Below are 21,190 nucleotides of genomic sequence, written 5' to 3'. Positions count from 1 at the left end.
TTTTATGCAAAAGGAGCTGCATGCGAACAATCACCTCGTTCGCATGCAGCTCCTTTTTTCTTTTCCGAGAAGGATTAGAGTGTATACTCTGCTGCATTGATCAATTGCGTATCTTTGAGATCGTGGAAAACTTCTCCTAAGACGCCACCCAAGAGACCGCTTTTCTCTTCGCTGTCTTGGTTCGTATCAATGGAGGCGATATCTTCCGCAATCATGCCGACCGCCTCCTCCTGCTCTTTTGTACATTTGACGGTAGCGCAATCGCGAATGGTTAAATTCTTCAGAATGTCTGCTGGAGAAAGATCAGGGGAAAGTTTCACCACAGCACATTCTTCCACAACCACACCCTTGGGATAGCTACGAAGCAGTTGTGGCCCTACTTTTGCCGATATTTTATCCGATACGTAGCCGATTTCCGGATCAATGACCTTCAGCGCATCATAAACAAAGGATTGATCAAGAAAGGCATCTTCCAAGCTCTTGAGGACGCGCGCGTCTCCGGTTACATAGAGGTATTCTAAGCGATCCAACGCTTCTTTATCCTTGATGGTGATGTCGCCGTCAACGTAAAGCTTAGAGCCGTACTTTTTGATGGTACGCGGTTTTAACGCAACGTCGTCCTCTAACAATACGGTTCCGTCCGGGACAGGAATCACTTTGGTTTCTTCCTCAATCCGCGGCAACAGAGCGGGCATCAGGCTCTCAGCAATCACGACTTTTTCAGCGGAAAAACGAAGTTCTTTTTCTTCTATTCTGGTCGTGTTAAGAGAGGTATCGAGGAAGAACAAGGTATCGAGACAATAATAGAAATTGTTTTGTGCACGCTGTACAAAGAGATCATCAATGGATGTTGTGGAATTGAGGAGTGACGCACCATCCGGATAGTAGATAATTTTTCCATTATTCTTCAAATGATGCAGTTTTCCATTAAAGCTGCGGGGCATCAGGACGGTTCCGTTGGCAATAATTTGGTGAAAACTTTCTGCAGCGGCCAAACTCCCGTTTTCTAAGGTGAGCTTCCCGTTTACCACCAGCAAGCAATCTTTTCCGTCTGCATCCGGTCCGAGTGTAAATTTATTGTTGACCACTTTTGCGGTGATATCCGCGTTATCCGGCAGCATCGTGACACTCGCTACATTCAGTGCGACCGGATAGCGATCCAATAGTTGTTTGGCACGTTCCGTGGTTAATATAATGGCAGCATTGATCATGATCTGATCATAACCGGTAAGGGATTCTTCCGAAACATTTCGAGCGTCACAAATGGCACAATTGATGATTTTCTTTTTCATTTGATCCTCCTTCTTGGTAGAAATATGGCTATCGAGAACATTCTTCGCGTAGTATTTTTCTGGCGCGGCTAAGCTTCGCGCGAATACCGGATGCGGAGCAACCGTATAGCTCCGCTAACTCTTTTGAGTTATAACCCTCAAGATAGCGCTTGATAAACAGCTCTGATAAATCAGATGGCAAAACGGAAAGCAGAAAGCCGACCTCCGCCTCGGAATATGTCGTATCGTCCTCGATATCTGGCGCAGGGGAATATTTTTTTTCTACCGCTCGGCGGCGACATTGGTCATAAAAGAGGTTTCGGGCCACTTTATAGAGCCATGCTCGGCGCTGTTTGGTTTCCATGCTTTCCAAAAGATCTTGGTAAGAGAGCGCCTTAAGGAAGGTCTCCTGCAGTAGATCTTGCGCATCGCCGATGTTTCTGCACATCATGCAGCAATAGTTGAGCAATTCGCTTCCGAATACGGTATAAAGCTCGGCAACCATGGGCGTCCTCCTTTCCTTGGTCTTCATTTATAGAACGGATGAGAGGGACAAAGTGTTTTTGAACGGCATAATATTATTTATGACTATTTTCTGATGATAGACTAAGCCAACTCTTCCAACCCCTTATTCAAACGATAATAGCGTCCTTTCTGGCGCAGGAGATCCTCATGATCGCCGCGTTCTACAATTTTACCGTCTTCCAGCACCATAATGGCATTCGCATCGCGTACGGTGGAGAGACGATGCGCGATGACAAACGTGGTTCTTCCCTGCATTAACTGATCCATGCCTTTGGCGATCAGCTTCTCGGTGTAGGTGTCCACCGAACTGGTCGCTTCATCCAGAATAAGGATGACCGGGTCGGCTACGGCGGCACGGGCAATGGCTAAAAGCTGGCGTTTTCCCTGCGACAATTCTTCGTCGGTATCGGAAATCATCGTATCGTAGCCATCTTTGAGTTGGCGGATAAAGCTGTCCGCATTGGCCAGTTTTGCAGCATATTCCACTTCTTCATCGGTCGCGTCGAGCCTGCCGAAGCGGATATTTTCGCGAATGGTTCCGCTAAAGAGATGCGTTTCCTGTAATACCATCGAAAGCAGTGAGCGCAGGTCTTCTTTCTGGATTTTTTGAAGAGGCAGACCGTCAATCGTGATTTCACCAGCATCAATTTCATAAAAGCGATTGATTAAATTCGTAATGGTTGTTTTTCCTGCGCCGGTTGAGCCCACCAGTGCGATTTTTTGCCCCGGCTTGGCGTAGAGGGAGATACCCTTGAGAACCGGATGCTCGGCATCATAGCCGAAGTGTACGTCAGTAAAGCGCACATCGCCATGAACCGGTATTTTTCTCACCTTGTCTTTCTCATCGTTTTCTGCCACCAACCAAAACAGCTCGTGTGTTTGTGCGTCTTTTTCTAACCGTATGGAACCGTCCATATTTTCAGCGGGTTCATCCATCAGTCGGAAAATGCGCTCTGCGCCGGCAATGGCGGAAAGCACGCCGTTAAGCTGTTGGGCGACCATGGTTACCGGACGGTTGATGGTACGTGTATATTGCATAAAAGCGGTTAGTGCGCCGATGGTCATGATGTTTCCTATGGTATAAAAGCTGCCGACTAATGCGACAATGGCATAGAGGACGTAAGAGAAGTTGCCCATAATGGGGAAACTAATCACACCGAACGTGGAGGCGTTGGTTGCCACGTGCTGCACGTCATCCGAACGGCGATTAAACTCTGCAATCGCGGCGTCTTGTTGATTGAACAGCTGAACGACCTGCTGCGCAGAGAGCATTTCTTCAATATAGCCGTTCATTTCTCCAATCTGTTTTTGCCGTAAGCGATAATATTTTCCGCTTTTCAACGAAATGAAGCGCAAAAGGAGAAGTGTGAGTGCCAAAAAGGCGATGACGATCAAGGTTAATTGCCAGCGCAGGAAAAACATCATCAACAGGGTTGAGGTGAATTGAATAACGGAAAGAAGAAACTGCGGAAGCGATTCTTGGATGGTCATGGACAAGGTATCGATGTCATTGGTGAAGGAAGACATGATTTTTCCGTGCGCTGTATGGTCAAAATAGGTGACAGGCAAAGAAAGCATGTGCGCATTCATCTCTTTTCGCAGCTGATAAATGGTGCGTTGCGCAAGCTGCGCCAACCAAAGAAAACCATAGTATTCGGTGACGGTTGCGAAGGTAAACACGAAGATCATCTCTCCCATAGCAAAGAAGAAACGATGCAAATCATGTTCTACAGCCACCGCATCCACGACGGGCGCTAAGAGTCCATTGCCTAAAACGCCTAAGAATGTGGAGGCGACGACCATCAGTAATCCGCCAATAAACAGTTTCTTGTTATAGCGAAAATAGGAGAACAGTCGCTTTAATACCGCTAAATTCAATGTCGGACGATGTGTAGAAGAGGATTTCATTCAGAGAGCCCTCCTTCCTGTGATTCGGCAATGTCTCTGTAGATAGCCGAAGTAGCGAGCAAAGTTTCGTGCGTGCCGATGGCATCAAGACATCCGGCGTTGAGGACTACAATCTGATCGCAAGAACGAAGCGAATCGATGCGTTGGGCAATGGTAATCGTGGTGATTCCCGTAAGTTCTTCCTGCAATACGCGCCGGAGTTTGGCATCGGTTGTCATATCCAAAGCACTAGTGGAATCATCTAAAATGAGTATTTTCGGCTTTTTGATCAGCGCACGAGCAATGGTAAGACGCTGCTTCTGTCCACCGGAAAAATTCCTTCCGTTTTGCTCGACTTCATGGTCAAGCGTATCGGGATAGCGGGATACGAATTCCCATGCCTGCGCTTTCTTGAGGGCATCGATGATTTCCTCATCCGTCGCATCTGCTTTGCCCCATTGCATATTGCTGCGAATCGTGCCGGAAATCAGGGTGTTCTTTTGCAAAACGATGCCGATGTTTTCGCGCAGCGCATGAAGGGAATAGTGTTTCACATTATTTCCTCCGACAAAAATGGCACCTTGATCGACGTCATATAGGCGAGCAATGAGCTTAACCAATGTAGATTTTGCTGAACCGGTCGGACCGATGATACCTAAGTGTTCGCCGGAGGCAAGGGAAAAACAGATGTCATGAAGGGTATCTTCCCGATAGTCGGGATAGCGAAAGGAAACATGGTCAAAATGAACAGAACCGTCGGGAAGGGATTCGAGGGCATCGGGCAATTCCTGTATTTCGGACGTCGTATCGATGATTTCAAAAATGCGTTTCAGCGAGGTATACCCGAAGGAAAAGTTCACGAGAAACATACTAATCATCATGACCGCCATCATGACCTGGAAAACATACGTAACGAAACCGATGATCGTTCCGGGCAGCATTTCGCCGTTATAAATGAGCAAACCGCCCCGATAGAGAACGAACAGCAGCGTAAAATAAAATAGAATGCTGGAAAGCGGATTCACCAAGCTCAAGATGCGTACTTGGCGCAGTTGCGTATTCAGCAAGTCGCGGTTAGGGGTATCAAATCGTTCGGCAGCATGTTTTTGTCGTCCAAAAGCGGTGATGATGTGTATCCCATTAAGCTGTTCCTGAATCATCGCATTTAAGCTGTCCACACGTTTGCGTGCCGCGAGAAAGACCGGCAGCGCTTTCCGAAAAACAAGCAAGAATACTAAGGCGCAAAGAGGAAGCATCACGAGGAAAATCAGCGCTAAACTGGAATGCAGACGAAACGAGAAAATCAGGGCGAAGAGTAGCAAAAAAGGGAAGCGGAAAGCCATGCGCAGACTCATCATCGCAACCATGCCGACCGTATCGATATCGCTGGTCAGACGTGTGATAAGAGAAGGCACACTGATTTTATCGATATTGTGGTAGGAAAACTTCTGAACGGCACTGTAAGCGGTCTTTCGCAGATTGCCGGCGATGCCGTAACCGGCGGTAGCACCTGAGCGCGAGCTGAGGATACCAAAGAACATACTGATTAACGCCACGCCGATCATTCGCAGGGATTGTTGCAGAATGAAGGTGTGATCGTTTTGCGCGATTCCCTGATCGACAAGACGCACCATCATCATGGGGATGATGATATCGCCGAAGACTTCTAAAATCATAAGCAAGGGCGTGAGAACGACTTGCAGGCGGACATTTTTGGTATAGGGATAAATTCGTTTCAACATGATGTTTCCTTCCTCGACCGGATTTTTGCGCGATCGCTGTATCGGGTCGCTTCTTCTATTGTAACGCCTCGTCCATACCCATTTCTCTTTTTTTCTATGCAAAAAGAAGATTGCCCCTACAAAACCAAGAAACTGCCGACAGAATGCTCTATTAGGAAGAAACGAACACATTTTATTCACCCGTATCGGTTATGATAGAGAAAAAGAATTTTGCTTCGGTCGTGGCATTACGACCGGCGTTCGCTATACTGGAAGAAGAACAAGAGTAAAGGAGGGCGTATGTTAAGCAATCAGGATAAAAAAAAGATCGGTGCGCTGGTTGGCATCATCGTTGCCGGCACAGGCGTGCTGTATGGCGCTCTAAAAATAAATCAACCGCCGAAAACCATCGTCGATGACGGACTTTCCGGAAGTTACCAAGAGTCGTTTGATAAAGCAAGCTCTTCCTCCGAGGTGAGCTCGATAACGGGACCGGGATTTGAGACACAGGAAGCTCTATCTCGCGCCTCGTATGATTCCATGAGTCTGCCGGAAAATTCCAAGGCATCCTCTTCCGAAAAGAGTGGAAATCTGGTGGTGCATCCTTCGGCATCCAGTCAAAATCAATCGGGAAACGGCGGGAATAAAACGCCGGCGAGCGAAAAGCCGACCACGTCCGAAAAAGCACCGGCATCCAACGAAACCAAACCGAGCACGTCCGTCAAAACCCCCTCTTCCGAAAAGCCGGCGTCATCCGCGCAAAAACCGCAGACAAGCCGCGTAACGAGTGAACGCACCCCGACGGAAGAAGAGGCGGCGAAAGTGCCCTCGACACCTTCCTCGAAAGCGCTGGCAGAATTGCCGGTCTTTACCGGTCAGCGTTTAGGAAATACGAAAGTTGTTTTTTATCAACATCCGTCCCTCAGCGTAGGACTGGATCTGCGCACGACGGGAGATATGGCGAAACAGCTGTATGTTTCTCCTACCAAAGACGGATTTGTTATCTTACCGCGACAGATGATGACTCTGTTGGGTCTGGACGACAAAGCCTTGCAGGAGAAGATCGAAGAGGGAGGAAACGTTCCGGGTGCGATTACTGTTTCGCTTGTAGACGCGAAGAAGAAAGAAGAGCTGGAAAAGGCGGATACGGCGAGAAAACTGCGCTTCATTGAGGCGGAGGACGGTCGGTTTTATGTCATTCGACAAGAAGAGAACGACCTTGGTCGGTATCAAAAAGTGTACAGTATGCTGGACAAACTGTTCAGCCCGCAATTCGTTGCCGAGAACCTGACTACTGCGGGAATGATAGGCAATCCGCCGAAAGAAGCGGATGACGTCACCCTTGGCGCACAGCAGAGCGAGTGGGAAAAGCTCGTTTCGATGATGCGGGATAATCCTGCCGTTGTGGAATGGAATTGGAATTTACCGCTTCTCTCTTCTTCCAACGGCTATCTGCATGACGGAAAAGATCTTCGTGCTAACGTGCCGGAAGGCAATCCTTCTTATGCGTTTGGACGAATGGATTTGAACGATGACAAGGTGCCGGAATACCTCATTCATGCGACGACCACCGGATCAAAAGAAGGTAGAGCCGCCGGATATTGGGCAATTTTGGAGCCAACGCCCTCCGGGTTGAAGGTGGCGAATATTGTTGCTCAGGGAAATGGGGATCTCATTCGGCATCAGGATAAACTTATTTTCCCCACGCTGGATCAAAACAAAGATACCGTTTCGTTGGCAGTGCAGGAAACCAATTTAACAAAAGACACCATTCGCGAAGACTTGCCGCAGGTGGAGTTTCACTTAACCGACAAAATGACGGGCGCCGAACTTGCCGAGACGTATCCGGATGAATCGCTTATTCCCATGAAGGGAAATGTGTATCGGTTTAAGATGCGTGATCTCGAACGATTTTTGGATTATGCGGTTACGGTGATGGGCGAAGCGAATTATGTGGAGCTGATCGGTCCGGTGAAAGACGAAAAGACGGGACAGACGAATCCGGACGGGACACGGGAGACGAAAATTACCGATGCGCTGTTATATCTACAAGAACGCTATCCGGACGTACCACTTACGCCGGATCGCCTGAAAAAAGCGTCTTCTACAGCGACGTTCAAGGAGTTGGACGACGCGCTTACGCCAGGTGACTTCGACCGCATTGAATGACGTTTTTTCATCGAACGAAAGGGGACGGCAAGCCGTCCTCTTTTATTATGCAAGGCGACAAGCAAGCCTGTTTTGCTTAGAACTAAGAACGAGCTTGACCGACCGCGACAGTGTTCTTTGATAGAAATAGGAAGAGGGAGAGGGGAACAATGAACTATATTTTCGATTCCAGTTTAGCGAAACTGGGCATTACCGATGTGGTCATCGGTATAGCACAAAACGTGAATCCGCAGGCGGAATTGACGGAGGACCTGAAACAAAAGCAGAAAGAGATGGAAGAATGGGCGTTGTCGACCTCGTTGGAGGAAGCGATGGCACATCCCATCACAAAAGGATACCTGGATATGATGCAGCGTGTAGGACGCAGCGTAAAGAAAAATCCCCCGACTGTTCCGGCGCTCATTCGCAATATTCAGCATCGTGGTACGCTGCCTCACGTGAATACCATTGTGGACATCTACAATGTAGAGTCTCTGCGTTCTTTTTTAGCGATTGGTGGGCATGATTTGGACAAAGTAGCCGAGCCGATTACCTTTACCGTGAGCGGAAAAGAAGATGTGTTTTTGCCTATTCTGTCTACTGAAAAGCATGTAGCGGAGACCGACTATCTGTATCGCGATGCTAACGGCATTATGGCGTGGATGGGCGTGCGTGACGGGGAAAACTATAAATTTGATCCGGAAACGAAAAATGCGATTTTTATTATTGTGGGCAATGCCGTGACCTCGGTGGATATGCGCTTGGATGCCCTTGCACGCATCGCCCGGGACATGACGGAATGTATGCCCGGGCTTGCGTTTACAACCAAAGTGCTTCACGCCGAAGCGTAAGCGGTTTCTTGGTTATTCTTTATTGAAATAGTCTTTTGCCGCCTCAAAGAGCCGGAGATCGGCAACTTCCGGCAGATTCTGATAGAGAAAACGTCCGGTGCGCTCGCTGTGCCCCATCTTGCCCAAGATTCTTCCGTTGGGAGAGAGAAGGGATTCAACCGCGCCGAGCGATCCGTTCGGATTATACGTTACCTCCATACTCGGCTCACCGCACGCATCGACATATTGTCCGGCGACCTGTCCATTTTGGAACAACTGTTGTAATTGCGATTCTTCCATTTCTAAGCGCCCTTCTCCGTGCGAGATGGGCACGCGGAAGCATTGTCCCGGCGTGACGTGGGCAAGCCACGGGGAATTATTGGTGACGATGCGCGTCGTTACGATTTGCGATTGGTGCCGTCCGATGGTGTTATATGTCAGCGTTGTCAGTTCCGGACTGGGCGGCATCAGTCGTCCAAAGGGCAGAAGGCCGAGCTTTACCAGCGCTTGGAAACCATTACAGATGCCCAACACGAGTCCTTCACGACGGTCTAACAAATCCGTGAGCGCTTCGGCGAGTTCCGCATTGCGGAAAAAGGCATTAATGAGTTTGGCGCTTCCATCCGGCTCATCACCGCCGGAAAAACCACCCGGAAGGAAAAGAATCTGCGCCTGTTGAAGAGCTGCGGCCATTTCTTCGACGCTACGGGCAATATCATCGGTCGTCTGGTTGCGAACCAATTGTACACGGGCAGCCAGTCCGGCACGTTCCACATAACGAGCGGAGTCGACCTCGCAGTTTGTTCCTGGAAAGACGGGAATGACGACGCTGGGGACGGTTTTTTGCAACGAAAAGGCCGTTCCGTGATAGCCGGCAAAAGGATGTTCTTTCGCGTGTGCTTTTGCCAGTTCTACGGCATTTTTCGCTTCGGCAGAAAGCGGCGCAGGTGGTGTTGCCGGTTTTGTGGGGTAGACATCTTGGAGCGTTTCTTTCCGCAGAGCGGAAATGCGCTTCAGGTCAATCGTGGTGTCGGGGAAGGTGAGCGTATAGGAGGCGGTGGTTTTTCCAATCTCCAGTACATCCACATCGGAAAGACTTTCCAAAGGTGCGTCGGAGGCGATGAGGAAACCACCAAAGCATGGGGTAGCGAGAAGCGAAGGCGTTACCTCTTTGTTCAACGCCGCGCCGACCTCATTTCCTGCGGAAGAAAGCACCAAGGCTTCCAGCAATCCGCCATAACCGAGCGCATAGGCACTATGCACATCTTCGCGCTGCGTAAGTTGTTCCATGGCAGTAAAGAGGGCATCTAAGGAAGCGTGTTCCGGTAATCCGGAAGGCTGAAGGTGCGGACGCAATACGCTCAGGCACTGACCGACGGCCTTCCATTCCGGAGTAAGAACACGCTTTGCACTGTTTGTGGTGATGGCGAACGATACCAGTGTGGGCGGAACATCCATGGATTCAAAGGTGCCGGACATGGAATCTTTTCCGCCGATGGAAGCCACTTCGAGGTCTAACTGTGCCCGCAGAGCACCAAGAATGGCTTCAAGGGGTTCTTGCCAACGTTCCGGCGTATCGCCGGGACGCTTGAAATATTCTTGAAAAGTAAGATAAGTCTGTTTTCGGTCTGCTCCGGTTGCCAAGAGCTTCGCGAGGGATTCCACCACCGCCAAATAAGCGCCGTGGAAGGGGCTCTTTTCCGCTACTTCCGGAGAGTATGCCCAAGACATGTACGAGGCGGTATCGGTCTCTCCTTTTTCCAAGGCAATCTGGTGCACCATCGCCTGAATCGGCGTAGCGTATGTTTTTCCACCATAAGGCATCAGGACGGTTCCCGCACCGATGGTGGAATCGAAACGATCCACCAGACCATGCTGATCGGCGTTGCGTAAATCGCGAGCAAAAGTCGTGAAGAGTGTTTCCAGATCCTGTTCTTCCGTTGTGGGAGAAGGTTGCCATGTTGCGGCTTTTGTCGGAATGGAAATGTGCTTTTCCGCACCATTGGAATCCAGGAAAGCGCGTGATAAATCTAAAATGGTCTGCCCCTTCCACTCCATCTGTAAACGGGGTATGGCTTGAATTTCCGCCACGACGGTAGCTTCCAGATTTTCCGATGCCGCAATTTCCATAAATCGTTCGCAGTCCTCGGTGGCAATGACGACCGCCATACGTTCCTGCGACTCACTGATGGCTAATTCCGTACCATTGAGTCCGGCATATTTTTTCGGTACGCGATCCAGATAAATATGAATGCCTTCCGCCATTTCTCCAATCGCGACGGACACGCCGCCGGCACCGAAATCGTTGCAACGCTTAATCATGTGTGCGGCTTCGGCGTTGCGGAAGAAACGCTGCAATTTTCGCTCTTCCGGCGCATTCCCTTTTTGGACTTCTGCACCGGCCGTCTCTACGGAATGCAGGGTATGCGCCTTTGATGAACCGGTTGCACCGCCGATGCCGTCGCGACCGGTACGTCCACCGAGGAGAATGACTAAATCGCCGGGCTGAGGCGTTTCGCGCACGACATTTTCCGTCGGTGCAGCAGCGACCACCGCGCCGATTTCCATGCGTTTTGCCGCATACCCTGGATGGTATAGTTCATGCACCATGCCGGTTGCCAGTCCAATCTGGTTGCCATAGGAAGCATACCCCTGTGCCGCTTCGGTAACGATTTTGCGCTGTGGCAACTTTCCTTTTAGGGTTTTGGCGAGAGGTGTGCGCGGATCGGCTGCCCCGGTAACACGCATGGCAGCATAGACATAGGCGCGTCCGGAAAGCGGATCGCGAATCGCACCGCCGATGCAGGTCGAAGCGCCGCCGAATGGCTCAATTTCCGTGGGGGGATTGTGCGTTTCATTTTTGAACAGCAAAAGCCACGGTTCTTTTTTGCCGTCAATGGTTACATCCACGTGTACCGTACAAGCATTAATCTCTTCGGAAACATCCTCTCCGATGAGTTTTCCGGTCTTACGGAGATACCGTGCCGCAATGAGCGCCATATCCATAAGACAGATGGGTTTGGTATCACCGGTTTCTTCGCGCAAACGCAGATAGGTTTCGTAGGTATCCTGCAAGAGAGGGTCTTCAAAAGTCACCTCATCGATGATAGTACGAAAGGTGGTATGGCGGCAATGATCCGACCAATAGGTGTCAATCATGCGGATTTCGGTTTCGGTCGGGTCGCGTTGTTCTGTACGGAAATAGTCCTGACAGAAAAGAAGATCATCGTCATCCATAGCGAGCCCTTTTTCTGTCCGAAACGCCGATAAGGCTTCGGCATCGGCATCGATGAATCCGTCCAGCGTCGGTACGGCTTTCGGCTCGGTGCTTGCCCATTGTAAGGTCTCCGGAAGGGCGTCCGATGCTTCGCGCGCCTCAACGGGATTGATGAGATGCGCCCGCAGGCGTTCCTGTTCTTCGTCCGAAAGCTGCCCCTCAAAAAGATAGACACGGGCGGTTTTCACACGCGGTTCTTCCACGCGGGAAAGAAGGCGCAGACAGAGTTCAGCGGAATCCGCCCTTTGGTCGAACTGACCGGGAAGGGGTTCCACGCTAAGATGCGCATCGGCTTGCGGCAGTTGTTCCATCACCTGATCAACGGTGGGATCGGAAAAAATGGTTTCCACCGCCTGTGAAAAAACAGCATCGTCGATGCCTTCTACATCATAGCGATGGAGAATACGCACACCCTTTAGCGAATGTACTTGCACAAAGTCATGAAGGTCACGAAGAAGCGCATGCGCTTCCTGTGCATGTGCCGGTTTTTTTTCGACGTAGATACGATGAATCATGCCTGACTCCTTTCCAGCGCCTCAAGCGCTTTCTGTCCAATGTCGGTGCGGAAGAATTTCGTCCGGAAGGAGATTTCTTCTGCGGTTTCATAGGCTTTTGTTATCGCTTCGTGAAGCGTGGGCGCCGTTTCCACTACGCCGACGACTCGTCCGCCGTTGGTATAATACGTGCTGCCTTTTTTACGCACCCCGGCGCAAAAAATTTTATCGCGCAGGTGACGAGGAAGCGTAATTTCCACATTCTTTTCGTACTGTTTCGGGTAGCCTTTGGAGGCTAAAATGACGCAGCAGGAAGCACCATCGGTAAAGCGCACCATATCTTCGCTTAATGTTTCGTCGCTGACGGCTTGAAACAGGGTGAACAGATCGCTTTCGAGAAGAGGAAGGATGGCTTGTGCCTCCGGATCACCGAAGCGACAGTTGTATTCCACCACTTTCGGACCTTCTTTCGTAAGCATGAGCCCGAAGTAGAGGCAACCTTTGAAGGGCATTCCTTCTTCACACATTCCTTTTATGGTCGGCTCAAAGATGGTTTTTCGGCATACATCAGCGATGGCACTCGTATAGAACGGGTTGGGCGCAATGACGCCCATTCCGCCGGTATTGGGCCCCTTATCGCCGTCGTAGGCGCGTTTATGATCCATGGAAGAAAGCAACGGAACGATGGTTTTTCCATCGGTGAGGGTGAGCACGGTCACTTCCGGACCTTCCATAAATTCTTCGACAATGAGGCGATGCCCGCTTTCGCCGAAGGCATCCTGCTCCATAAATCGGGTGATGGTGTCTTGCGCCTCTTCTTCACTTTCGGCAATCACAACGCCTTTTCCGAGCGCTAAACCATCGGCTTTAATCACCAGCGGAAGATGTCCGGCACTTGCTTCGGCATGAATGTAGTCGCGCGCATCCTGTGCAGTAGAAAAGGCTTCGTATCGTGCGGTGGGAATTTCATGACGTTTCATGAAGGCTTTGGCAAAGATCTTTGAGCCTTCCAACTGTGCAGCGGCTTTTGTCGGACCGAAACAGCGAAATCCTGCCTCGGTAAAACGATCGACGGCACCTTCGACGAGCGGATTGTCAGGGCTGACCACAATATATTCGACGTGTTCGGTCTTTGCAAAACGAATCAGCGTAGAGAAATTGTCAGCAGCAATGGGAAACGGCGTTCCGCCATCCATGCCATCGTTTCCCGGCGTGCAATATATGCGGTTAATCGTCGGATTTTTGCGCAATGCCTTGATGATGGCGTGTTCGCGGCCACCGCCGCCCAAAACTAATACATTCATGGGACACCTCGTTTTCTTCGCTACGTTTTTGCTTTGCGCATAATGCGCAAGGGGGATTTTATTTTTGCTTATGCGCCAGGAGATTTCGTTGGCGCGATAAGAAGGCAATGCTTAATGATGGAACAAACGTTGATGCGTAAAGACCATCGTCATGCCACACGCATCGGCTTGTTCTCGAACCGCATCGTCACGGGTAGAACCGCCCGGTTGTGCAATATAGCGCACGCCGCTCTGTGCCGCTCGTAGGATGTTATCCGCAAAGGGGAAAAACGCATCGCTTGCCAAGCTAAGTCGTGCCTCTTGGCGAAGGTAGGCAGCACGTTCTTCCTTTGTAAACGGTAAAGGACGCGAAGTGAAATACAGCTGCCAGCGTCCTTCGGCAGTGACATCCTCTTCATAGTCATGCAGATACTGGTCAATCACGTTATCACGCGCAGCACGGGTAAGATCCGAACGAAACGGAAGAGAAAGCACGCGCTCGCTTTGACGAAGTCGCCAGGTATCGGCTTTATCGCCTGCAAGACGTGTGCAATGAATGCGGGATTGCTGTCCTGCACCGACTCCAATAGCTTGTCCGTCCACCGCAAAACAGACGGAATTGGATTGCGTATATTTCAAGGTAAGTAGGGCGACAAGCAGGTCACGTTTTGCCGTGGATGGCAGGTCTTTTTCCTGGGTGACGATATCGCCCAACGTTTCCGGTGAAAAGCGGCAATCGTTGCGTTTTTGTGTAAATCGAATGCCGAATACTTCTTTGGATTCCAAGGGGTTGGGCACATAGCTGGCATCAATGGAAACCACGTTATACTTGCCATTTTTCTTTTCACACAAAATAGCAAGGGCTTCTTCGCTATAGTCTGGCGCAATAACGCCGTCGGAAACTTCTCGACGAAGCAAACGTGCGGTGGCGGCGTCTACCGGACGGGAAAGTGCCGCCCAGTCTCCAAAAGAACTTAAGCGGTCGGTGCCGCGAGCACGGGCATACGCGGAGGCTAAGGGGGAGTCATCCAGACCATCGACATCCTCAACAAAACAGGCGCGTTTCAGCGTATCGGGAAGAGGCAGACCAAGTGCTGCCGAAGTGGGAGAGACGTGCTTAAAGGAAGCGGCGGCAGGCATTCCGGTAGCTTCATCCAATTCACGAACCAGCTGCCACGAATTTAAGGCATCCAAGAAATTGATATAGCCGGGATTGCCGTTTACGACCGTAAAAGGCAACTCTCCGCCGTCTGCCCTATCCAGACGCGCCGGATTTTGATTGGGGTTACAGCCATACTTTAATGGACATTCCTGCATGATGACCTCCTGACGTTTTAACAAGCGGATTCGTCTAAACGAAACAGCACAATGACTGTCTCGCCTTTTTCTGCGTGTCCGGCTTAGACCGACAAGGTACTTTTGCGATCGCTGTCGTGATAGCACGCAATCAATGGATCGGCAACCTCGACCAAAAACTGTTCAACCTGTTCGCAACAGCGCCCGGTATATGCGGTGGGTTCCAGATGCGAACGAATTTCTTCTTCGGTGAGGGGGATTTTCTGTTCTTCGGCAAGACGGGTGATAAGGTCATTGGGCTTGCCTTCTTTAACGGCACGCGCTGCCGCATGGGAATGTACACGAATGATTTCATGCAGCTCTTGGCGATTACCACCGCGTTTTACCGATTCCATCATAATATTTTCGGTTGCCATAAAAGGGAGTTTCTCCATCACACGACGATGTACGACTGCTTCATAGACCGTCATGTTTTCGGTCACATTCATATAAATGTTCAAAATAGCATCTGTTGCGAGGAATGCTTCGGCGACGGCGATGCGTTTGTTGGCAGAGTCATCCAGCGTGCGCTCCATCCACTGCGTAGCGGCGGTAAAAGCGGGATTTAAGGCATCTGTCATGACATAGCGGGCAAGTGCGGTCATGCGTTCCGCGCGCATCGGATTGCGTTTATAAGGCATGGCAGAGGAGCCGATTTGTTCTTTTTGGAAGGGCTCTTCCATCTCCTCAAAGGATTGTAAAAGACGCAGGTCATTGGCAAATTTCGAGGCGCTTTGTGCCATGCCGGACAAGGCAGACAGGAAGAAGGAGTCAATTTTTCGGGAGTATGTCTGCCCACAAACGGGAATCCGACGAGAGAAGGAAAAGGCAGCGGCTACTTTCTCGTCTAATGCCTGTACTTTTTCTGTGTCACCGTCAAACAGTTCCAAAAAACTGGCTTGCGAACCGGTCGTTCCCTTTGCGCCGCGGAAGGCAAGCTGATCTATTTGAAACTGCAGCTGCTCCATATCCATGGCGAGCTCATTCATCCAGAGTGTGGCGCGTTTTCCCAGTGTTGTCAGCTGTGCCGGTTGAAGGTGGGTATACGCCAGAGCAGGAACGGCTTTGTAGCGCTCTGCAAAGGTACGCAGATTGACGAGCACCTGTGCGGCTTTATGCAACAACACCATCGACGCTTCACGCAGAATGATAAGGTCGGTGTTATCGGTGACATAACAGCTTGTAGCACCCAAATGAATGATGGGCGCAGCGCTTGGTGCCTGTTGACTAAAGGCGTAAACGTGACTCATTACGTCATGGCGAACGACTTTTTCGCGCGCTTCCGCTACCGAAAAATTGATGTCCTCTTCCACCTTCTCCATTTCGGCAATTTGCGCATCGGTAATGTCCAGACCCAGCTCTTTTTCTGCGCGCGCCAGAGCAATCCAGAGCTTACGCCACAGATGAAACTTATGTCGGGCGGAAAAAAGAAATTGCATTTCGTCGCTGGCGTAGCGCGTCGAAAGGGGAGAAAGATAACGATCGTAAGCGTCCATGAAAAATCCTTTCTGTCTAAAAACAGGAGAAACAAAAAGCGCCTTGCGTGATACGAGACAGCACGCTTTGCAAAACAAAACGCTACCGAATCACGCTTCTTCGCAAAAGCGGCTCTTTTGAATGGTGTGTATGCCTTTTTCGGTTTGGACTTCCACGTAGAGCGCAATGCGGTTCTGTGCATCTAATGCGTTCCAAAGACAATTCGCTAATCGTTCTGCGTCGCCGTCCCAGGAAAAGCGCATAGGTTCACCTTGAAAGCTCGGAAGAGGGTCAGCATCCGTCACATAGGTGGAGAGAAAACGCCCGAAGCCGAGCTCTTTTTCGTAGTGGAAAGCGGAGTAACACGCCTGTTTTCCACGGGCATTCATCGCCTTCCAAATGGAAAGCTGTATTCCTTCGGCGCTTTGCAAGCCGGAAATGCGCGGGGTAAAGTGCGGTGCATCGGGTTCAAAACGGCGGCTTTGCAGAGCGTCATCGAAGGATTTTCCTTGGGCAATTCCCTCAAGAATGGTATCGGTCTGATCGCCGTTTGTAACCACCGTCACGGGTTTTTCGTGATACGTCGTGTGGGAAAGCGCCCGATAGATAATTAAGCGAGGATCCTCGACAAGAGCCGGATCATGCGCGTGTGTGTAAAGATCGCCGTCTTGCTGCACAAAGACGCGATTTTGGCTGTTTGCGCTTCGCCCCATGATGAAATACGCTACAAGACGCTCACCGTGTGGACCATGCGCCAGCGCAATGCCGCGTCCGGGATAGGGATTGCCCTCCACAAGAGAGGCGAGCGACGGTGCATCGTTTCCTACTTGAGAGCCAGTTTGGGCAAGTTCTGTTTGGGTTTGTATTTTTAGCGTCTTGCCGGAAGAATACGATACGCTTTTCTCTTCCTCCGCAAAAAAAGGTGTTTTTTCTGCTGGAGAAAGGGGAAGACCGAAAGCCTCTTCCGACAAGCCATTGGTCAAGCGTACCGCGAGGGTATGTACTGCGGCAGGAAGCAAACGCCATTCGGCTTGTTCCATAACACGGCGTTGCAAAGTCTCCGGCGTATCCTCTACGCAAACGGACACGGCGTGTTGCGCCAAAATGGCACCGCCATCCGTTTCAGGCGTTACAAAATGCACGGTGGCACCCGTGATTTGCTGGCGATTTTGAAGCACCGCTTCATGGACGTGTATCCCGTAGTAGCCGCGTCCGCCGAAAGAAGGCAAAAGCGCGGGATGAATATTGATGATGCGCTGCGGATAGGCTTGGATGATTCTAGGAGATAGCACACGCAAAAAGCCTGCCAGGGCAATGAGCGCAATATTGGCTTTGCACAGTATTTTGCATACCTCTTCCTCCCAAGCATCCCCTGAAAAAGCCGTAGACGAAACCACAGCGGTAGGAATACCTGCTTTTTTCGCGCGCTCAAGGGCATAAGCATCCGGTTGATCGGAAAGAACAAGAGAAATCGTTGCCGGCGCTAATTTTCCGGCGGCTTCGGCATCAAGAAGCGCCTGTAAATTTGTGCCGCCACCCGAAACAAAGACGGCTATGGGAACGAGGGTTGTCGCACCACTCATAGAATCACCTTCTCCGGCGAGGCTACCACTTCGCCGAGGCGATAGGCCTCTTCGCCTTCTTCCTGCAGGATTTCGAGTGCTGTGGGCAGATCTTCTTTAGATACGACGAGCACGAAACCGACACCCATATTGAAGGTGTTGTACATATCGTGCGTCGTGATTTTTCCGGCTTCTTGGATAAAGCGGAAGAGGAAGGGCAGACGGAGCGCCGCGCGGTCGATGTTCGCACCAAGACCATCCGGAAGGGCACGCGGGATATTTTCATAGAAACCGCCGCCGGTGATGTGCGCCATACTTTTGACCGTTACTTGTTTCATCAGCGAAAGAACCGGTTTGACGTAGATGCGTGTCGGTTCGAGAAGGGCTTCGCCGAGCGTTTTGCCGTCGAGCGTAGAATAACGGGTTGTCCAGTCGGTATTTTTGTTGCCGTCGAGGATTTTGCGCACGAGAGAAAATCCATTGGAATGTACGCCGGAAGAAGGCAGAGCAATCAGCTGATCGCCTTCCTTGACGTTATTTTTGTCAATCATGTTCTTTTCATCGACGATGCCTACGGCAAAACCGGCAAGGTCATATTCCTCTTCCGGATAGAAGCCGGGCATCTCCGCCGTTTCTCCGCCGATTAAGGCGCATCCGGACTGGACGCATCCTTCTGCGACACCTTTTACGATTTGGGCGATGCGTTCGGGATCATTTTTTCCGCAGGCAATGTAGTCGAGGAAAAAGAGGGGAACAGCGCCGCTGCAGAGAATATCGTTGACGCACATGGCGACGCAGTCGATACCGATGGTATCGTGTTTATCCAGCAAAAACGCATACTTTAGCTTTGTGCCCACACCGTCAGTGCCGCTGACCAAGACGGGCTTTTCCATTCCCGTGATGTCCGGAGCGAATAGTCCACCGAAGCCACCGATGCCGGAAAGAACGCCCGATGTTGTCGTGCGTGCGATATGTTTTTTCATTAATTCTACTGCGCGGTAACCGGCGGTAATATCCACACCCGCCTCTTTATACGCCGCAGAAGAGGACTGTCGATTCATCTCATCCATTATTCTTCTCCATTCCAGCAATATGTGCACAGTTGGCAGCGAGGAAGCCCGATGGCTTCAATGGTTCCTTCCAGCGTCTGGTATTCCAGCGAGGAAAAGTGAAATTGTTCGGCAATTTTATCGCGCATGGCGCGCCCACGATCGGTCGTGCCGTCACGGTACTCATCCAGGTGATTGAACCCTTCTTCGCCTTCCAATTGCAAGATAATGCGGCGAGTAAGCAGCTCCATCTCGTTATTGGTGCGAGAAAAATTGAGATATTTGCAGCTGAAGAGAATCGGTGGTGACGCCGAGCGCATGTGAACGCATTTTGCTCCGTTGCGGTAAAGGAAATCAACCGTTTCACGCAGCTGCGTTCCGCGCACGATGGAGTCATCCACGATAAGCAGCTTTTTGTCATCGATATAATCCGTTATGGGCATCTGTTTCATGTGGGCAACGCGATTTCGCTCCGATTGCCGTGACGGTGTAAAGGAACGCGACCAAGTCGGCGTATATTTGAGCATAGGACGACCGAACGGTACGCCGCTTTCGTAGGCATAGCCTTGTCCATACGCCAAACCGGAATCCGGTACGCCGCCAACAAAATCGATGTCGGGGATGCCTTTATTTTTCCGGTCGTTTTCCGCCAGAATTTCGCCGCTGCGATAGCGGGATTTTTCTACGCCCTTTCCTTCATACGCCGAGTTGGCATAACCGTAATATGTCCACAGAAATGCGCAAATTTTCATTTCTTCCTGTGCTTCAAGAACGGTTTTGAAGCCCGTCGGGGTAATTTCCACCGTTTCGCCCGGTCCCAGTTCTTTTACCGTTTGATAGCCTAACTTGCGATAGGGGAAGGGCTCAAACGAAACGCAATGTCCATCGGTGTTTTCTCCCACAAAGACAGGAATCCTACCGTAGTAATCACGAGCGGCTAAAATGGCACCGTCGTCTTTCAAGAGAAGGAGAGAGGCGGTTCCTTCAATGCGCCGCTGAACGGCGCGAATCCCCTCAATGTAGGAATTTTCTTCCGCCATCATTGCGGCGATGAGCTCCACGCTGTTGACCTGTCCATTGGTCATGGCATCGAAGTGCGCACCCGGCTTGGACAGATATTCCTTGATGAGTTGCTCTTTATTATTGATAACGCCGATAAAACAGAGGGCAAAGGTGCCGAATTTCGATCGGATGAGCAGCGGCTGTGGATCGTAGTCGCTGATGCAGCCAATCGCGGACGTGGCTTTCATTTCTTCAAAGATGGATTCAAAGCGTGTGCGAAACGGGGAATTTTCAATATCGTGAATTTCTCGCTGCAGTCCGATTTCTTTATCATAGCCTGCCATGCCGGCGCGATGTGTACCGAGATGCGAATGATAGTCTGTGCCGTAAAATACATCGACCAGGGCATCCCGTCGAGAGGCAACGCCAAAAAAACCGCCCATAGCTACTCCTTACTGTGTTTGTGGTTTCCTTGTGAACAAAGGCGATAACGCCATGTGCAAGATGTGGTGTTATGCCTGTTCGCCAAATACGCGATGCATCATTTCTTTATAGGCATCTTCCACACCGCCCATGTCGCGGCGGAAGCGGTCTTTATCCAGCTTTTCATTGGTTTCCGCATCCCAGAAACGGCAGGTATCCGGGGAAATCTCATCGGCTAATACAATGGTTCCGTCAACCGTGCGACCAAATTCGAGCTTGAAATCGACCAGTTTGACGTTGAGTTTTCGGAAGTAGGTTTTCAGCGTTTCATTGACCTTAAACGCCATGGCGGTAATGCGATCCAACTCTTCTTCGGTGGCGAGTTTCAGCGCCAGGACGTGATAGCGGTTAATCAATGGGTCATGCAGGTCATCGTCCTTATAGGAGAACTCCAAGGTCGGCTTGTCAAATACAATGCCTTCTTCTACGCCGTAGCGTTTCGCAAACGAACCCGCGGAAATATTGCGGATAATGACTTCGAGAGGGACAATCTCGACCTTTTTCACCACGGTATTGCGATCGTCCAGCTCTTGGACAAAGTGCGTCGGTACGCCTTCCTTTTCCAGCAACTGCATGAGGAAATTCGTCATGCGGTTGTTGATAGCGCCTTTTCCGACGATGGTGCCGCGTTTTGCGCCATCACCGGCAGTGGCATCGTCCTTATACGAAACGATGACTTTATCGCTTTCGTTTGTGGCGTATACCTTTTTTGCTTTTCCTTCGTAGAGCTGTTCCAACTTTTCCATGGGATCCTCCTTATTTCTTCCTACTTTGTACCATAACATACCATACACCGTTTGCCGGAAATCCAACAGACGGAAAAACAAAATTGCCGCAGGCTTGCCCG

At 50.5% G+C, this 21,190-nt stretch carries 14 protein-coding genes; 2 read left to right on the top strand and 12 right to left on the bottom strand.

Annotation, left to right across the window (positions count from 1 at the left end; all coding sequences use genetic code 11):
* Positions 1–74 precede the first annotated feature (74 nt).
* The 4 genes from RDL68_RS02215 to RDL68_RS02200 form a co-directional block, all read right to left on the bottom strand.
* Complete coding sequence (locus RDL68_RS02215) at positions 75–1,292, bottom strand: hypothetical protein (RefSeq protein WP_308540042.1); 1,218 nt, start codon at positions 1,290–1,292, stop codon at positions 75–77.
* 28 nt (positions 1,293–1,320) lie between these two features.
* The gene (locus RDL68_RS02210) at positions 1,321–1,776 is read right to left on the bottom strand and encodes an RNA polymerase sigma factor (protein ID WP_308540041.1); all 456 of its coding nucleotides are present in this window, start codon (positions 1,774–1,776) and stop codon (positions 1,321–1,323) included.
* Positions 1,777–1,877: 101 nt separating this feature from the next.
* Positions 1,878–3,704 carry an ABC transporter ATP-binding protein gene (locus RDL68_RS02205; RefSeq protein ID WP_308540040.1) on the bottom strand — a complete coding sequence of 609 codons (1,827 nt, stop codon included), beginning with the start codon at positions 3,702–3,704 and terminating at the stop codon, positions 1,878–1,880.
* Positions 3,701–5,425 carry an ABC transporter ATP-binding protein gene (locus RDL68_RS02200; RefSeq protein WP_308540039.1) on the bottom strand — a complete coding sequence of 575 codons (1,725 nt, stop codon included), beginning with the start codon at positions 5,423–5,425 and terminating at the stop codon, positions 3,701–3,703. The genes RDL68_RS02205 and RDL68_RS02200 overlap by 4 nt, the downstream gene beginning before the upstream one ends.
* Positions 5,426–5,704: 279 nt before the next feature.
* On the opposite strand from RDL68_RS02200, the gene RDL68_RS02195 reads away from it, so the two are divergent.
* On the top strand, positions 5,705–7,573 hold the full coding sequence (locus RDL68_RS02195) for a hypothetical protein (protein ID WP_308540038.1): 1,869 nt from the start codon (positions 5,705–5,707) through the stop codon (positions 7,571–7,573).
* A 149-nt stretch (positions 7,574–7,722) separates the two neighbouring features.
* Positions 7,723–8,403 (top strand): phenylalanine--tRNA ligase beta subunit-related protein, encoded by a 681-nt coding sequence (locus RDL68_RS02190; protein ID WP_308540037.1) that lies wholly within the window; start codon positions 7,723–7,725, stop codon positions 8,401–8,403.
* 12 nt (positions 8,404–8,415) lie between these two features.
* On the opposite strand, the gene RDL68_RS02185 is transcribed toward RDL68_RS02190, so the two are convergent.
* The 8 genes from RDL68_RS02185 to purC form a co-directional block, all read right to left on the bottom strand.
* Complete coding sequence (locus RDL68_RS02185) at positions 8,416–12,174, bottom strand: phosphoribosylformylglycinamidine synthase (RefSeq protein WP_308540036.1); 3,759 nt, start codon at positions 12,172–12,174, stop codon at positions 8,416–8,418.
* Positions 12,171–13,457, bottom strand: coding sequence for a phosphoribosylamine--glycine ligase (gene purD, locus RDL68_RS02180; protein ID WP_308540035.1), 1,287 nt, complete (start codon positions 13,455–13,457; stop codon positions 12,171–12,173). The genes RDL68_RS02185 and purD overlap by 4 nt, the downstream gene beginning before the upstream one ends.
* Positions 13,458–13,568: 111 nt before the next feature.
* A complete protein-coding gene (locus RDL68_RS02175; protein WP_308540034.1) occupies positions 13,569–14,753 on the bottom strand; it encodes a phosphoribosylaminoimidazolecarboxamide formyltransferase in 1,185 nt (394 codons plus the stop codon).
* Positions 14,754–14,836: 83 nt separating this feature from the next.
* On the bottom strand, positions 14,837–16,267 hold the full coding sequence (purB, locus tag RDL68_RS02170) for an adenylosuccinate lyase (protein WP_308540033.1): 1,431 nt from the start codon (positions 16,265–16,267) through the stop codon (positions 14,837–14,839).
* A gap of 90 nt (positions 16,268–16,357) precedes the next feature.
* A complete protein-coding gene (gene purN, locus RDL68_RS02165) occupies positions 16,358–17,830 on the bottom strand; it encodes a phosphoribosylglycinamide formyltransferase (protein ID WP_308540032.1) in 1,473 nt (490 codons plus the stop codon).
* Positions 17,827–18,879, bottom strand: a complete 1,053-nt coding sequence (gene purM / locus RDL68_RS02160) for a phosphoribosylformylglycinamidine cyclo-ligase (RefSeq protein ID WP_308540031.1) — start codon at positions 18,877–18,879, stop codon at positions 17,827–17,829. Before purM ends, purN begins: the two co-directional genes overlap by 4 nt.
* The gene (locus RDL68_RS02155) at positions 18,879–20,303 is read right to left on the bottom strand and encodes an amidophosphoribosyltransferase (RefSeq protein WP_308540030.1); all 1,425 of its coding nucleotides are present in this window, start codon (positions 20,301–20,303) and stop codon (positions 18,879–18,881) included. Before RDL68_RS02155 ends, purM begins: the two co-directional genes overlap by 1 nt.
* Before the next feature lie 69 nt (positions 20,304–20,372).
* The coding region (purC, locus tag RDL68_RS02150; RefSeq protein WP_308540029.1) for a phosphoribosylaminoimidazolesuccinocarboxamide synthase at positions 20,373–21,190 on the bottom strand (818 nt) is incomplete at its 5' end.

It is taken from the genome of uncultured Murdochiella sp. (genome assembly GCF_902488755.1).
Classification (GTDB): domain Bacteria; phylum Bacillota; class Clostridia; order Tissierellales; family Peptoniphilaceae; genus Murdochiella.
This window is presented reverse-complemented; position numbering and strand designations above follow the sequence as displayed.

Excerpts from the sequence above, each read along its gene's own strand:
- RDL68_RS02215 (WP_308540042.1), bottom strand. The coding sequence starts at position 1,292 with ATGAAAAAGAAAATCATCAATTGTGCCATTTGTGACGCTCGAAATGTT.
- RDL68_RS02210 (WP_308540041.1), bottom strand. The coding sequence starts at position 1,776 with ATGGTTGCCGAGCTTTATACCGTATTCGGAAGCGAATTGCTCAACTAT.
- RDL68_RS02205 (WP_308540040.1), bottom strand. The coding sequence starts at position 3,704 with ATGAAATCCTCTTCTACACATCGTCCGACATTGAATTTAGCGGTATTA.
- RDL68_RS02200 (WP_308540039.1), bottom strand. The coding sequence starts at position 5,425 with ATGTTGAAACGAATTTATCCCTATACCAAAAATGTCCGCCTGCAAGTC.
- RDL68_RS02195 (WP_308540038.1), top strand. The coding sequence starts at position 5,705 with ATGTTAAGCAATCAGGATAAAAAAAAGATCGGTGCGCTGGTTGGCATC.
- RDL68_RS02190 (WP_308540037.1), top strand. The coding sequence starts at position 7,723 with ATGAACTATATTTTCGATTCCAGTTTAGCGAAACTGGGCATTACCGAT.
- RDL68_RS02185 (WP_308540036.1), bottom strand. The coding sequence starts at position 12,174 with ATGATTCATCGTATCTACGTCGAAAAAAAACCGGCACATGCACAGGAA.
- purD (WP_308540035.1), bottom strand. The coding sequence starts at position 13,457 with ATGAATGTATTAGTTTTGGGCGGCGGTGGCCGCGAACACGCCATCATC.
- RDL68_RS02175 (WP_308540034.1), bottom strand. The coding sequence starts at position 14,753 with ATGCAGGAATGTCCATTAAAGTATGGCTGTAACCCCAATCAAAATCCG.
- purB (WP_308540033.1), bottom strand. The coding sequence starts at position 16,267 with ATGGACGCTTACGATCGTTATCTTTCTCCCCTTTCGACGCGCTACGCC.
- purN (WP_308540032.1), bottom strand. The coding sequence starts at position 17,830 with ATGAGTGGTGCGACAACCCTCGTTCCCATAGCCGTCTTTGTTTCGGGT.
- purM (WP_308540031.1), bottom strand. The coding sequence starts at position 18,879 with ATGGATGAGATGAATCGACAGTCCTCTTCTGCGGCGTATAAAGAGGCG.
- RDL68_RS02155 (WP_308540030.1), bottom strand. The coding sequence starts at position 20,303 with ATGGGCGGTTTTTTTGGCGTTGCCTCTCGACGGGATGCCCTGGTCGAT.